The organism is Flavobacterium sp. WG21 (assembly GCF_000335775.1).
Classification (GTDB): domain Bacteria; phylum Bacteroidota; class Bacteroidia; order Flavobacteriales; family Flavobacteriaceae; genus Flavobacterium; species Flavobacterium tructae.
In genome coordinates this window covers 273,401-296,635 of the sequence record NZ_AMYW01000002.1, presented here as the reverse complement: position 1 = coordinate 296,635, position 23,235 = coordinate 273,401, and the positions used below count along the sequence as shown (strand labels likewise).

Annotated in this window: 21 protein-coding genes and 1 pseudogene; 17 read left to right on the top strand and 5 right to left on the bottom strand. The window is 35.8% G+C overall.

Annotation, left to right across the window (positions count from 1 at the left end; all coding sequences use genetic code 11):
- Positions 1-71: 71 nt before the first annotated feature.
- From C245_RS23550 to C245_RS0102935, 5 genes are all read right to left on the bottom strand, one after another.
- On the bottom strand, positions 72-3,656 hold the full coding sequence (locus C245_RS23550) for a T9SS type A sorting domain-containing protein (protein WP_017495088.1): 3,585 nt from the start codon (positions 3,654-3,656) through the stop codon (positions 72-74).
- Positions 3,657-3,822: 166 nt separating this feature from the next.
- On the bottom strand, positions 3,823-4,287 hold the full coding sequence (locus tag C245_RS0102950) for an SRPBCC family protein (protein ID WP_017495087.1): 465 nt from the start codon (positions 4,285-4,287) through the stop codon (positions 3,823-3,825).
- A gap of 270 nt (positions 4,288-4,557) precedes the next feature.
- A complete protein-coding gene (locus C245_RS0102945; RefSeq protein WP_017495086.1) occupies positions 4,558-5,466 on the bottom strand; it encodes a TIGR01777 family oxidoreductase in 909 nt (302 codons plus the stop codon).
- 66 nt (positions 5,467-5,532) lie between these two features.
- On the bottom strand, positions 5,533-6,351 hold the full coding sequence (locus tag C245_RS0102940) for a hypothetical protein (protein ID WP_017495085.1): 819 nt from the start codon (positions 6,349-6,351) through the stop codon (positions 5,533-5,535).
- Positions 6,352-6,406: 55 nt separating this feature from the next.
- The gene (locus C245_RS0102935) at positions 6,407-6,910 is read right to left on the bottom strand and encodes a GbsR/MarR family transcriptional regulator (RefSeq protein ID WP_017495084.1); all 504 of its coding nucleotides are present in this window, start codon (positions 6,908-6,910) and stop codon (positions 6,407-6,409) included.
- Between the two features lie 332 nt (positions 6,911-7,242).
- Here C245_RS0102935 and C245_RS0102925 point away from each other — a divergent pair, with 332 nt between their 5' ends.
- The 17 genes and pseudogenes from C245_RS0102925 to C245_RS0102840 all read left to right on the top strand — a co-directional run bounded on the left by C245_RS0102925 (position 7,243) and on the right by C245_RS0102840 (position 23,180).
- Positions 7,243-7,902 carry a hypothetical protein gene (locus C245_RS0102925; protein WP_017495082.1) on the top strand — a complete coding sequence of 220 codons (660 nt, stop codon included), beginning with the start codon at positions 7,243-7,245 and terminating at the stop codon, positions 7,900-7,902.
- Positions 7,903-7,990: 88 nt separating this feature from the next.
- Positions 7,991-8,167 carry a DUF1843 domain-containing protein gene (locus C245_RS23880; protein ID WP_017495081.1) on the top strand — a complete coding sequence of 59 codons (177 nt, stop codon included), beginning with the start codon at positions 7,991-7,993 and terminating at the stop codon, positions 8,165-8,167.
- A 73-nt stretch (positions 8,168-8,240) separates the two neighbouring features.
- The gene (locus C245_RS23875) at positions 8,241-8,414 is read left to right on the top strand and encodes a DUF1843 domain-containing protein (protein WP_017495080.1); all 174 of its coding nucleotides are present in this window, start codon (positions 8,241-8,243) and stop codon (positions 8,412-8,414) included.
- Positions 8,415-8,597: 183 nt separating this feature from the next.
- Positions 8,598-10,028, top strand: a complete 1,431-nt coding sequence (locus tag C245_RS0102910; RefSeq protein ID WP_017495079.1) for a radical SAM protein — start codon at positions 8,598-8,600, stop codon at positions 10,026-10,028.
- 1 nt (position 10,029) lies between these two features.
- Positions 10,030-10,608, top strand: a complete 579-nt coding sequence (locus C245_RS0102905) for a hypothetical protein (protein WP_017495078.1) — start codon at positions 10,030-10,032, stop codon at positions 10,606-10,608.
- Positions 10,609-10,666: 58 nt separating this feature from the next.
- Positions 10,667-11,479, top strand: a complete 813-nt coding sequence (locus C245_RS0102900) for a hypothetical protein (protein ID WP_017495077.1) — start codon at positions 10,667-10,669, stop codon at positions 11,477-11,479.
- Positions 11,480-11,527: 48 nt separating this feature from the next.
- A complete protein-coding gene (locus C245_RS0102895) occupies positions 11,528-12,754 on the top strand; it encodes a hypothetical protein (RefSeq protein ID WP_017495076.1) in 1,227 nt (408 codons plus the stop codon).
- Between the two features lie 93 nt (positions 12,755-12,847).
- The gene (locus tag C245_RS0102890) at positions 12,848-13,675 is read left to right on the top strand and encodes a glycosyltransferase family 2 protein (RefSeq protein ID WP_017495075.1); all 828 of its coding nucleotides are present in this window, start codon (positions 12,848-12,850) and stop codon (positions 13,673-13,675) included.
- Positions 13,676-13,686: 11 nt separating this feature from the next.
- Positions 13,687-14,883: an AMP-binding protein gene (locus C245_RS0102885; protein WP_017495074.1), complete on the top strand. Its 1,197-nt coding sequence runs from the start codon at positions 13,687-13,689 to the stop codon at positions 14,881-14,883.
- Between the two features lie 259 nt (positions 14,884-15,142).
- Positions 15,143-16,987, top strand: a complete 1,845-nt coding sequence (locus tag C245_RS0102880) for a hypothetical protein (protein WP_017495073.1) — start codon at positions 15,143-15,145, stop codon at positions 16,985-16,987.
- A gap of 104 nt (positions 16,988-17,091) precedes the next feature.
- Entirely contained in the window at positions 17,092-17,505 is a 414-nt protein-coding gene (locus C245_RS0102875; RefSeq protein ID WP_017495072.1) for a DUF1842 domain-containing protein, read from the top strand.
- Between the two features lie 182 nt (positions 17,506-17,687).
- A complete protein-coding gene (locus C245_RS0102865; RefSeq protein ID WP_017495070.1) occupies positions 17,688-19,508 on the top strand; it encodes a hypothetical protein in 1,821 nt (606 codons plus the stop codon).
- A gap of 668 nt (positions 19,509-20,176) precedes the next feature.
- Positions 20,177-20,389, top strand: a pseudogene (locus C245_RS24680) (helix-turn-helix domain-containing protein); the annotation flags it as partial.
- Positions 20,390-20,560: 171 nt separating this feature from the next.
- Positions 20,561-20,848, top strand: coding sequence for a helix-turn-helix transcriptional regulator (locus tag C245_RS24675; protein ID WP_255348294.1), 288 nt, complete (start codon positions 20,561-20,563; stop codon positions 20,846-20,848).
- Positions 20,849-21,206: 358 nt separating this feature from the next.
- Positions 21,207-21,428 carry a hypothetical protein gene (locus C245_RS0102850; RefSeq protein ID WP_017495067.1) on the top strand — a complete coding sequence of 74 codons (222 nt, stop codon included), beginning with the start codon at positions 21,207-21,209 and terminating at the stop codon, positions 21,426-21,428.
- Positions 21,429-21,658: 230 nt separating this feature from the next.
- Complete coding sequence (locus C245_RS0102845; RefSeq protein WP_017495066.1) at positions 21,659-22,369, top strand: hypothetical protein; 711 nt, start codon at positions 21,659-21,661, stop codon at positions 22,367-22,369.
- A gap of 85 nt (positions 22,370-22,454) precedes the next feature.
- Positions 22,455-23,180, top strand: a complete 726-nt coding sequence (locus C245_RS0102840; RefSeq protein ID WP_017495065.1) for a hypothetical protein — start codon at positions 22,455-22,457, stop codon at positions 23,178-23,180.
- Positions 23,181-23,235 lie beyond the last annotated feature (55 nt).

The following is a 23,235-nucleotide window of genomic DNA, read 5'->3' as shown; positions in this document are numbered from 1 at the left end:
TTTTTATGGCTTTCTTTATTAATGAAATTCTAAAAAAGACAGATAACTATTTTGGAATTTTTTCTAGGATACTATTTTTTAATGAATGTGATATTTGAAGATCCTCGATTAGAGTTTACTTTCATAAAATAGGACCCAGATGGTAAATTTGAGACATCAATTGAAGTCATGTTTTTAGCATTTGGATATATTAAGACCAATTGTCCTAAAACATTATAAATGCTTAAAGAATTAATTTCAATATTATCTGTTTGACTCATCGATAATATATTAACAACAGGATTTGGATATATAGAAAAGGTATCTTTAAGCGAGAAGTCCTGATTACTAAGATTTGATTCGATTTTGGTTATAGCTGTATTTGTGATTATGGCAGGATTATAGTCAAAATATATACTAGAGGAATTACTAAATTCATCTCCTGCTTTTAATGTAGATTTAGTTTTGATCTTAAAAACTAAATAACCGTCATTATTCGCATCATCAAAAGGAAGATTAATGCCCTCAAATAAAAATTCAACTTTGTTTCCTTCAGAAATTTTGGTAGTAAATAAATGACTTCCAGTTTGTGGAATTAACGTGGATATATCAAATTTGTTGATATCAATAATGTCTTTTACGGTAATATTTTGCGCTTTATATGTTCCTGTATTCTCGAAACGAATTAAATAGTGTACATATTCTCCGATTTTAGAAGATTGAATTGTGGTTCCTTCTAAACATGTTTTATCATTAGGATCAAATGAGTTTACAACTATATGATTAAAATTAAAAGTATTGTCATTTGGAGTGTCATCTTTGGAAGAAGATTGTATTTGTGCAGTATACTTTAAGATAGTTCCTGAATTTGCGGGAGGTATATCTGTCGGCTTATTTACCAGAACATTAATTGATAGTTCATTTGCATGGAAAGGTTGTAGGTTATTAAAATTCCATTTTAAAGTATTCGCAGTTTTATTTGATGCTGGTGGATTTGTGGATACAATGCTTATAAGAGAATTATCGAATGTTAGGATTACAGAACCGGATTGGAGTTGATTGCCTTTGTTTTTTAATAGAATTTTGTATTTTGATTGAAAGCCTGGTCTTGCCGGATCCAGTGGAATTATAACGATTTCTAAGTCAGGATGCATACCATTTGGGGTCACACAGAAATTAGAAATTAAAGGACTAGTTTGTGTAGGAAAATCTACAGTTGTATTCTTTGGCTCAACATTAAAGTAAGAAGGGTTTTCTAATTTAGGAGTAATTGTATGTTTCCCCGAAGGTAATGGAATGTTGTAATTACCAGTGTCATTGGCAATCATCTCTGTGGTTATAGAACCAGCTACAATGGTAAGTTTTGAGTTTGTAAAAGGAAAATCACTTTCGTCACAACCATCATTATTTGAGTCAAATTTGTTTTGGCCACGTACCAAAAAAGCATTTTCTCCCAGTAGTTTTACAGATCCATTACACCATACACCGTTGTAATTGTCGAATAAACCAGCTACAAGGATTTTTCCATCTGAGTCGATGAAAACTGATGTTACTTCAGCATTAAATCCTGTCCCGATATCAAATCCTGAGTCCAACGTTCCGTCAGCGTTTAATCGCAAAAGACCGTTAATACTCTTACCATTATAGGAAAAGAATTCTCCTGCGCATAAAATTTTTCCATCAGGTTGTATAGCAAAAGAAATTTCTGATGCCCTATTAAATTCGCCACTATTAAAAGAGGTATCGGTACTCCCGTCCTTATTTACTTTTATTATTTTAGTCCTGGTCGGAATTAATACTTTTCCATCTGGTAATAAAGAAAATTTAGCAAAATAGCCAGGTCCTTCTGAGTCAGGGGTATAAGAATCGTCGAGTGTCCCGTCCGAATGGAGTCGTTCCAGCGCTCCTACATTTATTATTATTTTGCCATCGGTTTGTATTTCAATTTGTCTTGGTGCAGTACTAAAAAGCTCCGAGACAAAATTAAAAGTCGTATCTAGTGATCCATCTTTATTCAAACGAATTATTTTGCCCTTTACCGGTGTCCCTCTGTAAGAATCGAAATAACCTCCTACCAATATTTTTCCATCAGACTGGAGCGCTACGGAATGTATTTCAGGATCACTACCCGAATATGTAAAACTTTTCCCAACATTAAATGAGGTGTCAATTGAATAGTCATTGTTTAGTCGGACTAATCCATCGGTGACAACGTCATTATAGGTGTCAAAATCTCCAACTAATATCATTTTCCCATCTGGTTGCAAGACTCCATCTTTGCAGGAACTAGCTTTTGGATTTCCTGACCACCCTTTTAGTTTATTATCAAACCCTCTAAATAAATTAGTATTTACGGAAAGAGTTCCATTGTTATTTATTGTTTTTAAACCTCTGTGATAGGGAGATCTGGACTCTCCTATGATATTGAACTGGCCATTTACGCCCTTTATTATTTTTTTTGCATCAATTAGTGAGCTTTTTTCCCGATGTAATAAGGTGCCATTTTTATCTAATTCAAAAAAAGTACCAATGGAATAATCATTGTACGCTAATGGAACATATCCATTAAAGGGAGAAATGTTAGATGCACAAACGAATAGGTTACCATTCGGACGAATAGTTATTGAGTTTATTTGAGCATCAGTTCCTGTACCGGTTACAAAAGTTTTATCGAGACTCCCGTCGCTATTCAGGCGTATCAAATTTCTTGCGGGAGCTCCATTGTAAGCAGGAATTATTCCGCCTACCAATATTTTTTTGTCCGGCTGTTCGACTACAAAAGTAATTCTGATACTTTTGCAATAGTCGAGATAGTTACCTGTTATATCTGGACAAGAAAAAGATGGATCTAATGTTCCATCGGGATTTAATCTTAATAAATGATCAACAGACGTTCCGCCAAAAAGACCAAATGATCCTCCTACTAGTAATTTTCCGTCAGATTGAAGAGCCATAGTAGCTATAGAACAATTAAAAGAATTGGTACCATTACTAAAATTATGATCTATATTACCATCGGGTTTTGTTTTGTAAACCTTAAGTTCTCCCCAAGAAAAAAAGCCACCTGCGATAAATATACTGCCATCAGCACTTGTGGTTGTAGCTTTTATTACTTCTGGAAAACTGCTGCCCACTTTGTAACTGGAATCATACCCTCCATTTGGATCTAATCGTGTTAAATCTTTATCAGATGTTATATAGATTTTATCTTTTGAATCGACTTGTATTTTATTTATAACACTAGAAAAAAAAACTTTCGGGAAAGTAGTATCTAAACTGCCATCTATATTTATACGAATTACAGGAGTATTTAAGACTTTACCATCGTAAGAAGTGATATTCCCGCCTATGAGTATTTTTCCTGTGGACTGCGCTGCAATTGTAGTAGCTGTTCCTTTTAGTCTTGTGCTCAGATCAAAAGACTTGTCATGTGATAAATCAGAATTAAGTTTAATGATGTTTCCTGTTTTTTGAACGGATTGATTTTGTAATTGATATCCTGTGAAATTACCAATAATTACAGTTTGTCCATTAGGCAATATAGCACTTTGAAAGACGTTACCATTCAAGAATAAGTTTTGATCAGTATAATCGTAGCTTAAATCAATAGTTGCTGGGTTTTGTGAATATATTATTGAAAAGAAAAAAAAGAAGATTAATAAGTAGAGTTGTTTCATGTATTTTTTTTGTTGTTTTTTTTAGTCTGTAAATGTATTTAAAACTTAAACTTTTTTTATACCTGAAAAACTTTTTTAGTAAGTTTATTTTTCTAAAAGGAAGGATGATGCGGACTGTTATTTTCCTAGTTTTAAATAATTAGCACCTAAGTAGTAAAAAAATGGATTAAAATTTTTCCAATGCTTCTTTTAAAACTTTATTTCGTTCCAAAAGGAAGTTCGTTAGATGTTTTTCTAAAAATAAAATATCAAAAAGTTCACCCAAAATTCCAAATGGAGTTTCATATTGCAGTTTATCTTTCATGATAGTAAATCCGTCTTTTTCTTCAAAAAAATGTTCGTGTTTGAAAGATTTGAATTTGCCCTGCTCCATTTCGTCGACAAAGTAGGTATAAGGTTTCATTGCTGTAATTCGGCTTTTGTGAGTGAGATAAAAACCGAAATGTTTGCCACGCCAGGTTACTGTTTCATTTAAATGGATTAAACCGGATGTTACGCCGGCAATTGCTTTTTCTTTTGATGGACTTGCAGATTGCTGATGAATATCAATATTTCTTGAAGCATCAAAAACCGATTTTTGAGAGGCTTTTATTCGGGTTGTAAGGTTTAGGACCGTCATTTTCAGTATCATTTTTTTAGGTTGGGGATATGAGTGTTACCAATATGTAATCTCCCCGAGATTAATTGCCTCATATATTTAATTTTAGTTAATCACCACACTTCAATCCGTGAAACTGCTCCTGTAGGAGCGATATAATGATAATATATCCTATCTCGGAGAGATTACATATTGGTAAAACTACTTCGCCACTCTGCATAACTGTCCCGTAGGGACTATACGAGACTTAGCACAAAGTGATTTTTGTAGCTTTTCTGGTTTCAGTACAGTATTTCGTTTCTTTCAGGATAAGAGGTTCTGAAAAGCAGGATCAATATTTTCAAACTTAAACGCAAAACCTTTTTCTAATAGTCGTTTCGGAATCACATTTCTGCTCTTTAAAACCAGTTCGGTTTCTGTTCGAATGATAAAAGATCCGATTTCTAAAAAGAATTGGTTGAGTGAAATTCCAAAAGGTACACCAACTGCTTTTCGAAGCTTTTGCATAAAGTCAGTATTTGAAATAGGGTTTGGCGAAACGATATTTACTTTTCCGGTCATCTCTTTTTTTATTATAAACTCGATTGCACGTGCAAAATCATCTTCGTGAATCCAGCTGATCCATTGATTTCCTTTTCCTTGTTTTCCTCCAAAACCTATTTTAGCCAAAGTTTTTAACGGAAGGAGAGCACCGCCGTTTTTTCCCAAAACGATTGATGTTCGTAATGCCGTTTTCAGGGTATTTGGAGTTTCTGTTTTAAAAAAAGCTTTTTCCCATGAGAGAGCCACATTTATAGAGAAGTCATTTCCGATCTCGCCCTCGACTTCGTCCATTTGTTTGTCTAAAGAAAAACGGTAAATGGTGGAAGTTGACGAATTGAGCCAATGTTTTGGTGGATTTTTACAATTCAAAACGGCTTTGTTTAAAATTTTTGTACTTTCAAGACGAGACAATAAAATTGCTTTTTTATTTTTTGAAGTATAGCGACAATCAACAGATTTACCTGCCAGATTAATTAATACCGTGGCATTTTCCAGTTCGCTTTCCCAGCCTGAAAAAGTTTTGGCATTCCAGTTTACATATTTTATTCCATCAATGATTTGCGATTTCCCTCGAGTCAGAATAACAATTTCTTCAAATTTGTTTTTGAAATGATGTATTAAAACCTGTCCCAGAAATCCTGTTCCGGCTGCGATGATGAGTTTGCTCATTGTTGTGTTTTTTTGGTACGAATTGCCCGAATGGTAATCCGTGCAATCTGTGACGATTTTTTAAAATCAGTTTAAAATGAAGAATAAAGCAATAATTCGATAGAGAATCCAGGTGTAAGATAAGTAAATTGGAAGTTTCAAAATTTTGATTCTTCTGAAATGTTCCAGAAACAGGATCAAAACGGTGACTCCGAACCAGCCTAAAACGATACTGTCAGTAAGTGGTATAAATTTACTTAGAAGCAGGACAGGGCTTAAAATTAAGGAACCCATTAAAGAAACGGTCATTAGATTTCCGGCATAATTCATAATGGTTTGTCTGTCAAATTGGAATAAAAACAAACTTTGGAAAACAATTTGGCCCAATGTAATAATGATTTCTCTCGAAATACTGGTTTTCGGTAAACCCGGAATCAGATTAGTATAGCCAAAAAGGATAGAGCTTGTTACCATTGAGGCAAATCCGATAAACAGAAATCGATATTTATAATTAAAATCCGGAGTACATTGTAATTTGTTTTCTTCGACTGCATTTCCCGGGATAATTACTTTTCGATTGTAGGAAACAAAAGAATACATTTTTTTGAGGATAAAGTGAATCGGTTTTAGAGTTGCAATTTTTTCAATAAGCGGAAATGAAAAACCGACAACTTTAATTAAGCTGTCAATTCCATAAGTTACTGTTTTTGTTTTGTTATCAATTAAAGCGATTTCGTTTGGAGCGCGTTTTAAATCAACAAAATTTTGTTCTTCCTCAGATAGCTGACAGTATGATTTTCTTCCGTTTTGATCTAACATGCCACTTTTTACAAAGCCAGTGGTATACAAACTGCATAGCGGACAATCTTCATCGTAAAGTAGGGTTTGGTTTTCCAGCGTTTTCATAGTTATCGTTTGTTTTAAACTTTCAGAAAAAAATGAAAGTTTTGATTAAATTTTTTTATTTCATGATTTTAAGGACAAGACGTCCCAACCAGTTTTCATTAAATTCGGTCATTTTATCCATCATATTATCTGCTTTTAATACAAAATCATACAGTTTAGAAGTCTGATCTACAAAGTGTTTTTCTTGAGCAGTATCATTTGCTCCAATTGTAGAAACTTCTTTCAATATTTTAAGAGCAGGTTTAATTTCTCTTTTACTTCTTTCTCTGGCAATTTTTACGGCCAGTTCGTCTAAATCCTTTTCAGCAGTAAAAAATTCCCTTCTTTCTCCGGCTTTGAATTCTTTGTACACAATTCCCCAATCCATTAACGCTCTCAGGTTCATGCTGGCGTTTCCGCGTGAAATTTGTAATTCCTCCATGATGTCTTCCATAGAAACAGCTTCGTTCGAAACCATTAACAGCGCATGAATCTGTGCCATGGTTTTATTAATACCCCACTGAGAACCTAATGCTCCCCAGGTTTGTACGAACTTATTTTTTGCTTCTTTGAATTCCATGAGACAAATGTAAGTAAAAGTTTTTAAACTTTCAAAAATAAATGAAAGTTTGTTTAATGATGTTTTTCTAAGAATTATCTTATGTCTTGTTTTTTGTCTCTTATGACAGATAATTCTCATTTTATAACATTTTTTCGATTCGATCTTCATATCTAAAATAGCTTTGATATAGAAATTTAATGAAAGAAAATCATTTGATTAACTAGTTAATTATTAATTAGTTGTGATTGAAAAAAGTGGAGCAGAACCCACTTTAAAAAACGGACTGTTTCGCACAGTTAAAAGCGAAGGCGGATCTGAAAAGCCTCATGAGTAGGACAAAAACTATTATTATGCAAGCAATACCTCAAAAAGTAAAAAATGTAAATGTGTATCCTTATGTAGAATGGCATGGAGGAGGAGTTGGACCAGTTATTCTTCCTGTTGTTGAAAAAGCTACCGGTACCTTTGCAGTTGGAACACTTATTAAATCAGTGTTTTATAACCTTGATTTGAACACACTGTCCGAAAAACCAAAATTAGGTGTACACCAAAGATATATAGCAACTGGAGAATATGAAGACGGTACTCCTTTTACTACTCCGTGGATGTATTGTACAAATGCGGGTACACAGCCTGAGTTTGGAAGAACTATTACGCTTGGTAAACCAGAATCTGAAACAATTAATGCCGAAACTTTGCCTCCTTATATCACACTGGGAGAACTTACTGATATTACAGTTTCTCAGTTATTTCCAGCACCGGCAATAGGACAGAGAGTTTTAATTGAAAATGGAACCGGAAATGTTATCGCTACCAGAACAGGAACACCTCATGAAATGGGAAGCGAAGTAAATACCGGAAATCGTTTAGGCAAATTAACAGCTGGAGCGAAGAATATTATTATCACCGGAAAAAATAATGAAGGCAGAACAGTGACTTTAGGTAATTTGACTTGCTTGAGTCCAAATGAACCAGCACTTTTCCTGCATCAGTTTGGTTATAGTAATTAAGGAATCAGAAAGTTTCTTCGGTAGAAATTTCTTCCTGAAAAAGGATAAATCCTCAAACAAAACAAATAATAACTAAAAAACAACAACTATGGGAATAATCATGCCTTATGGTGTCGCTGTTAGAGAAGCTCTTGCCTCTAATGACCTGGCTAAGATGGAAGCTGTTGCCAAGCAAGCAAAGCAAACAATACGAGATCATGGAGATCTGACTGTAGCTTTATTAGACTTATTGGACGCAATAGATTCTCTAAAGAACAAGAAATAAGCTGACTTGTACAGAAAAACAAGGGGGTATCTGAAAAACCTAAAGAGTAGGAATAATCCAAAAACAAAATAGTATGGCAACAGTACTTTACGGAGTAGGAATCAGAGAGGCGATTGCCTCGAATGATTTAGAAAAAATGGTTGCGGTAGCTGAACAAGCTAAGAAAACCATAAGAGAACAAAAAGATTTGCATGTAGCATTAGTAGAATTGCTTGATGCAATTGATGCCTTGAAAAAGAAAAGGTAATCTAAAAAAGACGGTTTATCAAGTTTTACTTTTTAAACCGTCTTTTAAATAATTGTCAAACCACAAACAAAACTAATACCGATTGTATATTCAATATAGTCCAATTGCATGGTACTATTTTCATATTACATCGGCATTATATCAGAAAGCATTGAACTAAAATATAAGTAAAATTGATATAAGATGGATACTAGTAAGACTTCAACAAGATACAGAGTAAGGGATGATTATGCAACGGCTACCCCAGTGCATGTCGTATGGGAAATTACGCTGGCTTGCAATTTGAAATGCTCACATTGCGGATCGAGAGCCGGAAAAGTAAGACCGGGTGAATTAACTACAGAACAATGTTTTGGAGTTATTGATAGTCTTAAACGTCTTGGTACCAGAGAAATTTCGATTATTGGGGGGGAAGCTTTTTTAAGAAAAGACTGGATTGAGATTATCGAAAGAATACATCAAAGTGGGATCGAATGCTCTATGCAGTCCGGTGCCTATAATTTAAACGAAGAAAGAATCATTGCTGCAAAAAAAGCGGGAATAAATAATATAGGTGTTTCTATCGATGGAATGCCGGATACTCATAATAAAATAAGAGGAAGAAGAGATTCTTTTGAACATGCTGTTAATTGTCTGGGATTACTTAAAAAGCACAATATAACTTCTAGCGTAAATACAGTAATTACAAAAAGAAGTAAAAATGAGATGAATGAGCTTTTGGATGTTTTGATTGAAAATAATGTAAAAAACTGGCAGATACAACTTGCCGTTGCTATGGGGAATGCCGTAGACAATGCGGATGAACTGATCGTTCAGCCTTATGAATTAATTGATTTTTACGATGAGCTTATTGTGATCTACAGAAAAGCCTTAGCTCATAATATCCTAATACAGGCGGGGAATAACATTGGTTATTTTGGACCGTATGAGCACATTTGGAGACAGGGCAATGAAAAATATTATACCGGATGTTCGGCAGGACATACCGGAATAGGGATTGAAGCAGATGGTAAAATTAAAGGCTGTCCTTCCTTACCAACAAGTGCCTATACAGGAGGAAATGTAAAAGATATGGCACTGGAGGATATTTGGAAATACAGTGAAGAGATGGTTTTTTCCAGATATAGAAATAAAGAAGAATTATGGGGTGGTTGTAAAGGCTGCTATTATGAATCTTCTTGTCTGGCGGGCTGTACCTGGACAAGTCATGTATTGTTCGGTAAGAGAGGGAATAATCCTTTTTGCCATCACCGTGCTTTAGAATTAAAAAAGAAAGGTCTTAAGGAACGAGTAAGAAAAATACAGGAAGCACCGGGCGACTCTTTCGATATGGGACTTTTTGAAATTATCGTCGAAGATGAAAATGGCGTAATTGTAGAAATACAATCACCTCATACTGAAACTCCTGTTCCTGTTGTTGATGTGACAGCAAGAGTTCCAAGAATACCTAAAGCCTTAAAGTTGTGTAACGGTTGCGATAATTATGTCTATGAAGAAGAAGAGGTTTGCAGTTTTTGTAACAGCAACGTGAAAGAGGTAAATGATGAATATGCCGCTAAAATGGAGAAAGCAAAACGCTCACTGGAAAAACTAGAATTCTTAATGATGAAATAGTATGGAGCAATTAAGAAGTATTCAATCAGAAATTGATCAGTATTTGCATCATATTGAAGAAGGTTTAAGTCTGTCGGAAATTACGATTAAATACGGACTCAACTCTTATCGATACGGATCTTCCAGTTTCTTAGAGGCTCTTTTTGACCCGCTTTCAATGACACCACAAACGGTATTTTATGATTTGGGTTCCGGTTATGGAAATATCATTTTATACGGTGCCGTAAAACATCCGGATGTTCAGTTTAAAGGAATCGAAATTCTTGAAGAGCGAAATAAAGTTTGTGTTGCTTTAATCGAAAAAGAAGGACTTGCGAATGCCAGGGCAATTTCGGGAGATATTTTAAAAGCAGATATCTCAGATGGAAATGTTTTTTATCTGTACAATCCTCTTTACGATTTTCAATATGCTGAATTATTAGAGAAACTCTATCACATCTCTCTCCGTAAAAACATTATTGTAATTGCCGAGTCCAGCTGCATCTTTTTCGATGAAGCCGATTGGTTAGAGCAATATCACTTTAAAGATATTGATGTGCTTCGGAAAATTAAATACTACCGCTCTAAATCTGTTCATTAAAAACCACCAACAAACAATAGAAATCAAAATCATTAATTAACCTAAAATCAAAACAGTTATGGCAAGTTTAAGTTCAATTATTCTTCCGGTTCTTGAAGGAATGGAAGAATCACATTTAAAAGATCAGTTATTAAAATTCCTTCCAAATCAGGAGGAAGCATTTTCAAAAATTGAGAAAAGTTTCAATCAGCTGACTTCTAAAGTTCAGGACAAAGAACGTTTACAGCGTTTCTTTCACAGCTGGAGTCAAACCAATAACAGCGCAATGACAGTATCGGGAATCAGCAATCGTATGACCATGCTGGTTCATAAAAATCAACCTATTGCAGATGAAAAAGCACTATTGCAATCCATCACCAGCTTAAACCGTATCGTCGATGAAGATCTGGCAGTGGTAGGCAGAATTTTGCATTCGCAGCTGTTTTATACTATGGCCACTACAATCTGTACAGATGATGACTGGCTTTCCCGACGTTACCTGAATCAAAGTGCCTGTGATTTTAAAGCATGGAAAGATCAAAACTCATTACGAAATAAAGACATCATGATTGCTTTACTGACAACTTTGATACATGAAATTTATACGCATGGAGAAGTAGAAGTGATCTTGCCAAAATTCCAGTCCTGGTTGATTAATGATTACGGTTACACAGAAGAAGAATGCGACAAGACATTAGCATGGATCAGTGTTCACTGTGGACCAACAGAGAAAAATCACTTCTTTTTTGCTGTTAGTTCAATTTTTCACTACGCCAAGGCAATGAATATCGATCTTGAATCGTATGATCTTGAAGCAATTGTCAACGACTATTTAGCAAAAAAATCGGCCGTGATGGTGGATCTTTTGGAAGTAGAAGAATTGAGTTTTTAAATCGGCGTATCTAATAATCTATTACAAAAAAATAAACTTCAATCTTATATGTCAAAAATTAAACTACAGCAAAACCAAGCTGATCAACAGGAAAAATGGAATCAGTTGTTTTTTGAATACTTTCAGAATATCAACATATTAGGCAGAGATGCTTTTGCTAATTCGTCTGTCGTCCTGTCTCCGGAGTATAACAAACCGATGGATCGCCTGTGTGCTGTTTTAAACAAAGCTTGTACAGCAATTGTTTTGAATTACTTTGAAGACAGTAGAATCCGGAACTATTATCAACTGGAGAATGACCTTGAAGCTTTATTAAAAAAGTGTAGTAACCAAAGCTATAATCAGGGTTTTTATCGCCCTGATTTTTTATATGATAGTAATGACCAGCCCAAAATCTGTGAAATAGGAGCACGTTATCCGTTAAATGGATGGATGATCAGTTATTATTTACACCTGATAAACAATCAGACCAATGAATATAAAGATCAAATAGCTGCAGGAGGTACAGATTTAAAAAATCTTATCGACGATCTGTCTCATCAGTTTGCTCCCCATAAAAAAGTAGCTCTTATTCATGATGATGAAAAAGGCAGCGATATTTTTAATGCACAAAGAGAGTTGGCAAAATTAAATATTGAATTAATTTCTGCAAAACCTCAGGAGCTCGTGATTGTAAAGGATTCAATAGAAGCCAACGGAGTACCGGTTTCACAATTTATACTCGAAATGGATCGGGAAGAATTAAAAAAAATTAACCCCGATGTATTGGACAAGTTAATTGAAGAGAATTGCTATTTCAATGACATTCGAACTTTAATCCTTATTCATGATAAAAGAGTTTTGGCTGTCATGTATGATGCCGCGATTATGCTGGACTACCTGAGTAAGGAAGAGTACCATTTTTTGAAAGAGTACCTTATTCCAAGCTTCGTTATTACCGATCCTGTTGAATGCGATGAATTTACAAATACAAAGCAAAATCTGATTTTAAAACTAAACAGCGGTGGAAGGGGAATCGGAGCCTATGTGAAAAGTGATTGCACTGATGAAAACTGGAATACTATAGTGAGAGAAAACTGGAAGAGCTATCTCATTCAGCATTTTGTAGATCAGAAAGAGTTTGACGATGCTGAAAACAATCGTCAGATTTATTTAGTGGGAATGCTGTTGTGTAAAGACGATAAAAGTTATGGATCCGGTATGTTTCGGGGATCAGATGAATCTGTTGTGAATGTGCATCAGGGAAGAGCTTTGATTTATCCAATAGCACAGTAGTCAAAATATGAAACATACCGTTGTGATACCTCTTTATAATAAGGAAGCTTACATCTATGATACTATTCGTTCTCTGGCTTTTCAGGAAAAAAAGTGTCAGAGCTTATTATTGTCGATGATTGCAGTTCAGATCTGAGTTTGGTATATCTAAAAGACGCACTCTCTTTTTTTGCTCCTCAATTTTTGCAGACGGATGTTCAGATCATCGAGCTGGAAGAGAATAAAGGTCCGAGTAACGCCAGAAATATCGGAATTGAATTGGCAACCGGAGATTTGATCAGTTTTCTGGATGCAGACGATTGTTATTTACCAACTTGTTTACAGGATAGTAGTTCTATGATGGAGAAGGAGAATCTCGATGTGCTGATACTTGGCATTCTGCTCCTCCCGTCAAACTATTATTTACCGAAAATTAAATCATTTGAAAAAGAAATGATTCCCTTTTCAGAGGAACTATTTTTAATTCCGGATCCATTACACACTATTAGTTCTCCCGATTTTATTATGGGTTTTGGCAGTAATGTTGTGATCCGAAAAAAACATCTTGAAGATATTTTTTATGAAACGGATGTTTCAATAAGCGAAGGCATTGACTTATGGTATCGGGTACTAAAAACATTACCTCAACCTTCCAGAGTTGGATTACTGAATAAAGCCTGCATTGAAGTACGGGAAGTAGAAGGAAGTTTGTCCAGAATCAGCCCCACAGATTGGAAAGCAATTGAAATCCCGATCATCATAAAGCGGTATAGAAAAAGCTCCAATCGATACGATCAGCAGTTAATGGGAATGTATTCGCAGCGATGGCTGGAACACGCCATGGAGCGATTGCCGTCCTGGCAGCAAAAAGGCTTGTTTATTTTCAATCATTTCAAATTATTGGTCAAGAACAGTTATTATTTAAAAAGAAGAAACTCCTAAAACAACTCCTTATGTATCCCGTTTGTATCCCTCCAAAAATAGACCATTCTGAATTACAGGATTACTTTGAATTGGCCAAACAAAATCCGTTGTATATTGAATTTTACAAAGGAAATGATTTTGCTGCCGGAGCACCTGTACTGAGTAAAAAAGAGTTAATGCCAATTTTAGAGACAAAGTTTAAACTTGAGGAAGAAAAAACAGGAGTGTATCTCGTACGCTCAGGCGGGAGCACTCAAAAGCCGCTGGTTTTTCCGGTTGATATTCAGGAGAATCATAATCAGCGTCTTGCATTGGCAGGCGAACTTACCCGAAATAATTTTTTTACTTCCAAAACAATTGCCCTGAACATTTTTGGTTATTCCGATATGTATCGCACGGCAGCTATTATGGATGATATTCTTGAAAAATGTCAGGCAACAACTTTGGCATTAAGTGCCCATGCCAGTTATGCCGATATGGAACAGGCAGCCCGTCATTTCAAACCTGATTTTATATTCGGAACTCCTTCAAAACTAATCTGCTTTGCTCATTTTTTACAAAAGAACAACAGACAAATAGAAATCGGGAAGTTGTTTTATGCGGGAGAGTTTTTACGACCTAATACACAAAAATTTTTACAGCAGGTACTGGGTTTTCAGGAAGTGTATTCCATGTATGGTTCCGCCGAAACTGGAATTTGGGCCTGGTCACATTGTACTAAAACGCCATCCTTGTTTTCCGTTATTAAAGGTATTATTGTCGAAATTATAAATCCCGATGAGGAAGGATACGGTACAATAGCGGTTACTAATACATTCCGTAAAAGATTTCCGGTTTTTCGATATGCCATCGGAGATATAGGCCGATGGGTGGAACTGGATGGAAAATCTTTTTTGGAATTAAAATCCAGAGAGGCAAAATCTTTTATAGTTTGTGAACAGCATTACGACTTAGATAAATTTCTGTCGCTTACAAATGAGGCAACCGCTTTTCAGATTCAATTGTCAACAAATAAAAATTTTAAGGATGTTGTAAAGATGCTAATCGTGCAAAATGTTTCTGAAGATAAAAGAGAGGCTTTTGTTGAGGAAAAAGATGCGGCATTGAAAAAACTGTTGAACTATGAAGACGGTTTTATGGATGTTGAGGTTTTGCTGGTTACGGCCGCAGATCTGTACATAGATCCCAATACGACTAAGACACCTGTGCTACTGGATCGTAGATAATGCTTTTGTGCAAGTTTGTAATTTTTATTCCCTCTTTAAAAGAATTCTGTTCCATTGATTATTCGCTTTATGGATAAAAAAACCAGTCTCATGACATTTTTTTATCTAGGGTTTCTTATGCATTGTAATTTTAATCGGGAAAATTAAAAATACTGGTTTCGTAAAGTTATTCTAAAGGAAATCAGAATGATAAGGTTATCCATTGAGAATCAAAATAATACCAAACAATCCGAATTAGTAACCCCAAAAGCAAACTACCATGAAAGATTTAACCTCTTCCTCGAAAAATTGCGTGGATCCGATACCAGATTCAAGATATCCGGTTTTGGAGACTTTTACAGGGCCTCAGCCCAGACTTCCACAATTTTGGAAATGTACTTGTGTACTTCACCCTTTTAGCCCCCTGCAGAGTAATAGTACTACTGCTGACAAAGAGAGCCCTTTTTTTGAAATTTGTACCGCGACGGTTTATTATGCCGAAGGACTTGGATTAAACGCTTTGCTGGTAGGTGCTTCCGGCAGAAGATGGTGGTACAAAGTAACGCCAACTCAAACAGAAGTGTCGACCGACGGAATACGCTATACACCGATCAATGTAGGTTGGCGAATTCCAACTACAAACTGGTTTGGAAATGAAAGTAGTAGAGCAAAATGTTCCGGAACCAGTTATCTGAACTGGATGAAAGCACAAAAAGTAGATTGGTGGAAAATTCCGGTAGGTAACAGCAGTCCTGCACCTGCTACCTGGATGTGGTTTGATCATAAAACTAATTTTCCGGTGCGTCTTATGTTTGGACAAGGACCTGTTGCACGCCCAGGTTTAGGAGATGTTAATCAGTTGGCCTTATTTCAAATGTTCTCGTTTACTTATTTCTCTACTTTTGAGAAATTATCAAGCAATCCTTTAAACACACCTTTAGTACTTCCGGTTGTAGAAGGTTTTTCATTTGGAAACCCTGATAACTATGAGCTGTTTACATGGAATACTAATTTTGGGATGACTGTTTTCATGACACCAGTCAATGAAGCATTCAATCCTCTTCCTACAAGGGTTTTATACAATTGGAGAGACAATTCGCAATACCGCGTTTCATCAGACAGGAGTCAGAGTACCCTGATGAAATATACCTACAATCCCACAAATCCATTTACTGCGCAACAAGCGCTTCTTACCGGACCAACTCCTACCGGAATGACTCCGCCGCCTAATAGTGGTGCAGGATTTTTAATTAATTATGTAGGAGACAGAATAACAAATGCGATTGGTTTTGGAAATTTTCCATTCCCGCAACAACCGCCAAACTGGGTTCAGATTCCGGCGGTACAAGGAAAAATTCATGCCACTATTGTGAGGAATCCTGCGCTTTGTCCGGGTAATATAGCCACGGTTGTTGGTGTATTTTTTCCGCCTTCAGGAAATAATTATCCAGATTCTACTTATTTATGGACCTGGTATAGCCCTTTCGATCGAACCGGAAGACGCAGCCGACCAATAACCTTTATGCAATCGCAGTCAGGTGTAGGTTTAGGAACGAGTCTTGCTTTGGCAGATTATTTTGATTATGAAGAATTTACAACGCCAATTCCGGCTTGCAATTTCGCGGTTCCACCAGTTGATTTTACCGTTCAGGCGAAACCGAATCCAAGTACTCCTGATAATCCTAATCCTTCTTATCCATGGTTGGATACAGGTGTTCGATTGAATCCTAGTAGAGTTGCTACCATAAAATATAAAGATGGGCTATGGACGGCGAATCCAAATATCAATAACGGTCATTTGTACAATTCTGCCGGAAACCCAACTTTTATTAGTGCTAAACCCGGTTACGCACTTCCAGGGGCAAACGAGGGAGCATTGGTAGGTAAAATAGGAGATACTGTTTTCTTAATCGGATTGGGAGCAAACACACCACCGGGATTAGTTGGAAAATTAGAATTATGCATCAATGACGATTTAAAAGGCATTTACGGAGCAGGTCTGACAGATAATATAGGACAGGTAAACGTGCAGATAAGTGTTAGTTCTCCAAGAAAGGAAAAACTTGAACCCGTAATAGAAAGCGGGACAGAACCTACTCTGGAAAACGAGCCGGTATCTGAATAAGGAGAAACTTGATCCAATGATAAAAAGTGGAGCAGAACCCACTATAAAAAACGAGGCGGTATCTGAAAAGCCCCATGAGTAAGAAAAATTTAAATTAAAAGATTATGGCAGATTTATTAGCAGGTGCCTATTTAGCAAAAGGCACAATCGGGAATGTAGGAACACCAGGTGCTCCAATTGCATCATTTAGTTTAGTTGTTGTACCATCACAACATTCTGTTTCGGGTACAGTAGTCATTACACAGGCCATCCCTGGTCCTGATAGTCATATCGTTGTTCATGTTAAAGGAAGAATATACGCAACCGGATTCGGTAAAATTACTCAGGTAGTTAGCCTAAGCGGACAATATGTTCAATCTGTTCCTCCTCCTGCAATTGGTTCTTTCTTGGCTAATTTTGAGGCACACTTGGCAATCGATAGTTCATGGAACGGAACAGGAGGATTCTCTTATTGGAATCACCACATAGAGAATGTGCCGGTAAAGTCTGCAAAGACCCCGAAAAAAGAACTGGCATAGAAACTAAATTCTCCCCAAACAATTCAATACAGGAATACTGAATTAAGAAAAAAAACGTATTTCATTAAAATCTAAAGACCGCCTGCTTCGGGCGGTTTTTTTTTAAAGAGGTTCTGATAATTAAAAACTTCAGACGATTCAAAAAAGCAAACAAAAGAAACACCCATTAACTACACCAAATCATGAAAAAAATAAATATAAAAACAACAGCTACCGTTATCGCGGTTTTTGCCATCTTAATCCTTGGGTGCAAAAAAAATGATATACTGGCAAAGGTTGATTCCGATTACGAATACCTGCCACAAGATGTACAGGATTCATGCAGTGTTTCAGAAGATGAATTCAAGACCTGGTTTAAAACAAAAAAAATTACTGAAAATGGACTTGTTGAACCTGCAAACAGTGTTGATTTTCCACATAGAAATAATTGCGATTTTTATAAATGGTCTGAACAAATGTTTTTATGGATTACCTCTCCAGTTTCCGACGGTGACTATAAAAGTGGTGGCACTGTAATAGAATCTCCGGTTTTCTATAATGTTTCTGCAGAAGATCCGGTTACCAAAAAACGTGTTTTAACACCACATAAACCAAATACTTTATTGAGTGCTGTGAGTAATATTAGCCAAACTGGACCAAACAGACTTCCAATTATAATTGATAAAAAAGGAAGAGCATTTGAAGTAGAACCTCAAAGTAAAAATGAAGCTGTTAAAGATGCGTCAAATAAATCTGTGATAGTAGGTGGGGTTATTGCTAATGCCAATGGGGTGCATTCTTTTATAGATACCAAAGGAAAAGCTATTTCTAAGCCTAAAGCGATAATAGATACTAAAGGTCATCGTGAAAACATTGTGCAGGAGTTTATAACAAAAGATAATAAAACTTTGTTCCTGGATGCAAAGGGAGATGTAATTGATACAGAACAAGGACAGGCTGGTTCTAACGGAGCGTTAGTTGCGGTAAATAAATCACTGGTGTATTACATCACAATGGTAAACGATGTTTATGCTTATTTCCTCACGGGTGTACAAAACAAGAAATTAAATGGTAATCAGTTCCCTACTACAGCCAGTGCTAGAGATAGTATTCTTGCCTATGCAAAGAGCAGCGGTTTTGCCGCTCCACCGGATCCGGACGCTTTGGCAATAGAATTAAAAACATCATGGGTGGACGTAAAGGATTTACCAAATCCGGAGAGTTATGTTACAATCAAAGCTAAGATTCCTGTATACGATAAATCAGACCCTAAGTTGTGGAAGCTAACAAATAAAACAACAACAGCAACACTGGCGTTGGTTGGAATGCACATTGTAGGAAGTGTTGCAGGACATCCCGAAATGATCTGGGCAACTTTTGAACACCAAAAAAATGCACCAAACGAAGCGTATTCTTATAGAGATGTTAATGGTAAAATCAAGCAAGTAAAAGCTGATGGAGGAAAAGACTGGCTCTTTAATGTTAATGCCGACGATACCACAAAAAATACCCAGAAGATGACCGTTGAAAACAATACAATTAAAATTACTGACCCTGCGATAGACAAGCCTAATATAAAAAGAGTTATGGCCTGGGGAGTAGCTTCTGATACTGTTCCAAATCAAGAGAATAGAACTCCTGCAGATTCGAATAGTGAAGTTATTGCTATTAACAACAGTATACGTAAAATGTTGGTTGGTAATGATATTAGAAAGAATTATTTACTAATAGGTGCGACCTGGACTTTTGGTGGTGCGGGGCCTAATGGTAATTCATATCCTTACGGTGGAAATAACGGAGATGCAATTGGAACAGGGCGATTAGCAAATAGTACTATGGAGACCTTTTTTCAGTCCCCAAGCTCCAATTCTGTTCCGGATGGAAATTACAAATCAGTTACGTCCTGCTTTTTTTGTCACAGTGGCGGAAATAGTGTAAAACCAGATAGTCTGAGTCATGTGTTTACTCATATAATACCATTATCTACAAAGACGAGAGATTTACTTAAAAGAAAAATAAATTAATTCAACAAAAGCCGGGACTAAACTTTAGTTACCGGCTTTTAATTTTGTAAAAGGAATGATGAAGATAAGTAAATTTATCTTTGATACTTGTAGTCAGATCGAATCAAAAAAACCGAAGCATTTCTACTCCGGTTTTTAATATATCTAATAATTTTAAAGTAACCCAGCTGTTTTCAATAAACTTCCGGTTTGGGTTTCTGACCACCGAACAGTTCGCAAAAAAAATATAAGTTTTAGAGACTTTTACAATTACAGCATTAAGAAAAATCTTATGACTGATTTATTTGTTTTCGTGCCATCATATAGGGATCTCGTGACATTTTCCGATATTAAATTGAATGGCTCGTTTAGTTTTGAACAGATAAAGATATAAAAGCCATAGATTTAGTATGCTGACCCCAAACAGTATGAAACATCCCTTTTTGAAAATTAGTTCGACATTATTTTTTTAGTTGGTTTTTAAGTGTTTTTCTGTTTTACAGTTCTTTTTCTCGGCTTGTCTTTATTTAAATATGATAAAGTATTATTTAAAGCGTACAAACTATGAAAGAACTTGAGATTGAAAAAAACATTAATTTATCGGATGAAATTTTTTTAAGGCAGATTGATGCTATCATGCAAGAAAAAAAACGGACCCATCTTTTGGTGTCTCTCAATTAGCCGATCAGTTAAAGATCAGTAAAGCACAGCTTAACCGTAAAGTGCAAAATCAAATGAGTTTCCCGCCAGGGAAACTCATTTTGCATTATAGGATGCAGCTGGCCAAAGATATTTTAGAAACTAATAAATATTCTATTGAAGAAACAGCTCTTTATTGCGGTTTTAGCGGAGTGACTTCTTTCAGCCGTAAATTCAAACAAGAGTTTGGAATTTCCCCCTCAGCATATCGTAATGATAGTCTGATTACAGGATTTAAACCGGAAGATTGGAAGATTCCTTTAAGCAATGCGTGTTTCAACAAACTGATTCAGTTAAAAGAAGAATACAAATGGCTGGCGAAATTGCTGATCATCGTTATCGATAATCTTGATAACGAGGCATTCTGTATAGAGATGCTGTCAGCGAAACTTTTTATGAGTCAGTCAAATCTTAACCGTAAGGTGAAATCATTATTTGGATTTCCGGCTATACATCTGTTACGTGATATACGTCTTCAATTTGCTGCTGAGGTATTAGTGGTACAAAAGAAATCAGTTACTGAGGCAGCCTCTCTTGCCGGCTTTTTTGATGTCGCCCATTTTTCCCGCGTTTTCAAACAGAATTTTAATTATCCCCCAAGTAAGTACAATACAGATAACAGTTTATTTCCATTTGTAAATTTATTAAGAAAAGTGCTATGATTCAAATTGACAAAAAGTAGCTTATTCTGTACAAATAAAAGCAGGAATAAACAGATAATTTTGGCTTATTAGAATTAAGGATTGTACAACCCGAATCTAAAAAACTCATTGAGGGATACTGCAGATCACGAAAATGAGGAAATTATTAGTAAGGTAAAAATCTAATTCGTCTCAACAATGTAAATGAGATTTTTATCTCAAAGAAAAGAGAAAAATACAGTTTGATTGATACGGATTTTGTGTTTACGTTATGGATAAAAGTATATCATTTATAGGAGTAAAATCCACAATTTTTCTGAGGCAGGCAATGAAAAAGAAATGCCTCATCAAGTAATGTTTAATTTAAAAAAGGAAAATCATGGCAGATGTATTAATTAAAAACGAAGCAGGAACCGGGCCTTTAGCAACTGGAAGAACAAATGACCCAATAAATGCTGATCACTTACATGTAACTGATATCGACCCTGTAGTCCGAATTGTATTAGGAAATGAGTACGTAGTAGGTTTGGACAATGGTACTAATATGGTAGGTCGTATGTGTACAGCATTAGCAGGAACTAATGCAACATTTACAAAATAAGTAAAGGTTCCGTTTGCGGGTCATTAGGTTTGTTTCTAAAAATAGGGTATCACTTTTACGAACCATGAAATTTTACTATTAGAGTTTCAAAAAGTGCAAACTATTTTACAGAAGCATTAATAAGGAGTGGAGCAGATTCCACTTTAAAAAACGAACTGTTTGCATTCAGAAAATAATGTAAGGCGTTACCCGAAAAGCCTCATGAGTAGGGCCAAACAAACAAATTTATTATGGCAACTTTTAACACGACAGTTAGTATTAGTCCTGAAGACGTAAAAATTTTAAAAGCAGAAGGATATTCTTTATACGGATTCAAATCTGTAGCAGCGTCAGGGGATGGTTCTCCAACCGTATGGTTTCATTTACCGGCTGAAAAATTATTGACTTCAACCAAAATTACCTGGCAAGAACAGTTTCAGGCCTACAATTCAACAAGTACGGTGGCACCTCAGGTTGTAATTGAAGCGAGTAATACCATCGATACAGATTTGGGTGAAAAGATAACAATTGAAAAAGGGTCCGGTAATATCGAAGCAACTTCAGACGGTTATCCGGGAACAGTATCTTTTTTGAACGAAGATACACAGCGTTTTACAGTGGGGATTAATCAGTTAGTAAACGGGAAATCAAACATTTTGTGTGCCTTTCCAATTTTAGGAGCAGGGTCTGCAAGAGTGATCACACCTATTACTAAAATTGCTCTTATTTTTTCTACAGAGAAGATAGAAACAGCAACCGTAATTACAAAAGCAATGTCTGCCGGAGCTTTTATTGACCTTACTGGTACAGAGTCACGTGTGGTTAATTATAACATAGATGAAGGTTGGAGTGCAAAAGGAGGTAATTGGCTGAAAAACTTTAATGCTTTTACGGATTTGAAAAAGCTGTTAATTGAAAATACCAGCGCCCGAGAAAAAGCGTTAAGCGAAAGAAGTAAGTAACAATATAGGGTAGTGTTGTTTGAATTACTCTTCATCTGTATTTGGATGAGGAGTAATTCTTTTGTTTAAACTTAAAGAAAATAGAATGGCCAATAGACTAATAATTAACTTCTCTCAGGAAACCGTTGAGGTATTAAATAAAGGAAACTATAGTTTATGCTGTTTTCTGGCCTCAAGATCCAGAAATGTTTCACAGTTCAGGCCTTTGTGTTGGAGTGTGACTAAAAATTTTCTGAGATCGGTCCTTATAGAATGGGAATACAATCTGAGTGGTTATATATCGACAAGTGAGATTACAGAAAATCAAACGATATATATTCCGCAGCCACAATCTGAGAGCCCCGCATCTAGTTCAACTTCAAGAAGAAGTATAGGAGGAACAAATTACAAAATAGAGTTAAAACAACGATTGCTGATTCAGGATTTTGGAGGACTTTCAGTAGATCCCCATAATGATAATCCAACCGTATTAATTCAGAATGAATCCGGTACAGAGTATGCCACTGGAATTTGTGTTCACAATACTAACGATAATCGGTACTATGGCAGCTGTACTTTTAGAATTTTCGGAAGGCAAAATATTGAGGTTACTCCCGACAATAAAGCCTTCTTAATGTTTAGTGACAACAATCCTCAAAACAATACGGTAATGCTTATTTCGGAAAGCCCGGGAATATTGGTTGATTTTGATTTGATGAATGATTCCAGAACAGTCACATTTGATGTAGATCAGGGCTGGAGTTCAAATGACGAAGCATGGGGAACAAAATATCCTGCGGGCACAAACTTGCAAACTTTGTTAGTTTCTTAAAGCAGTAAAAAATTCATTTGAAGGTATCGTTTCAAACTTTGACTATTACGACAAG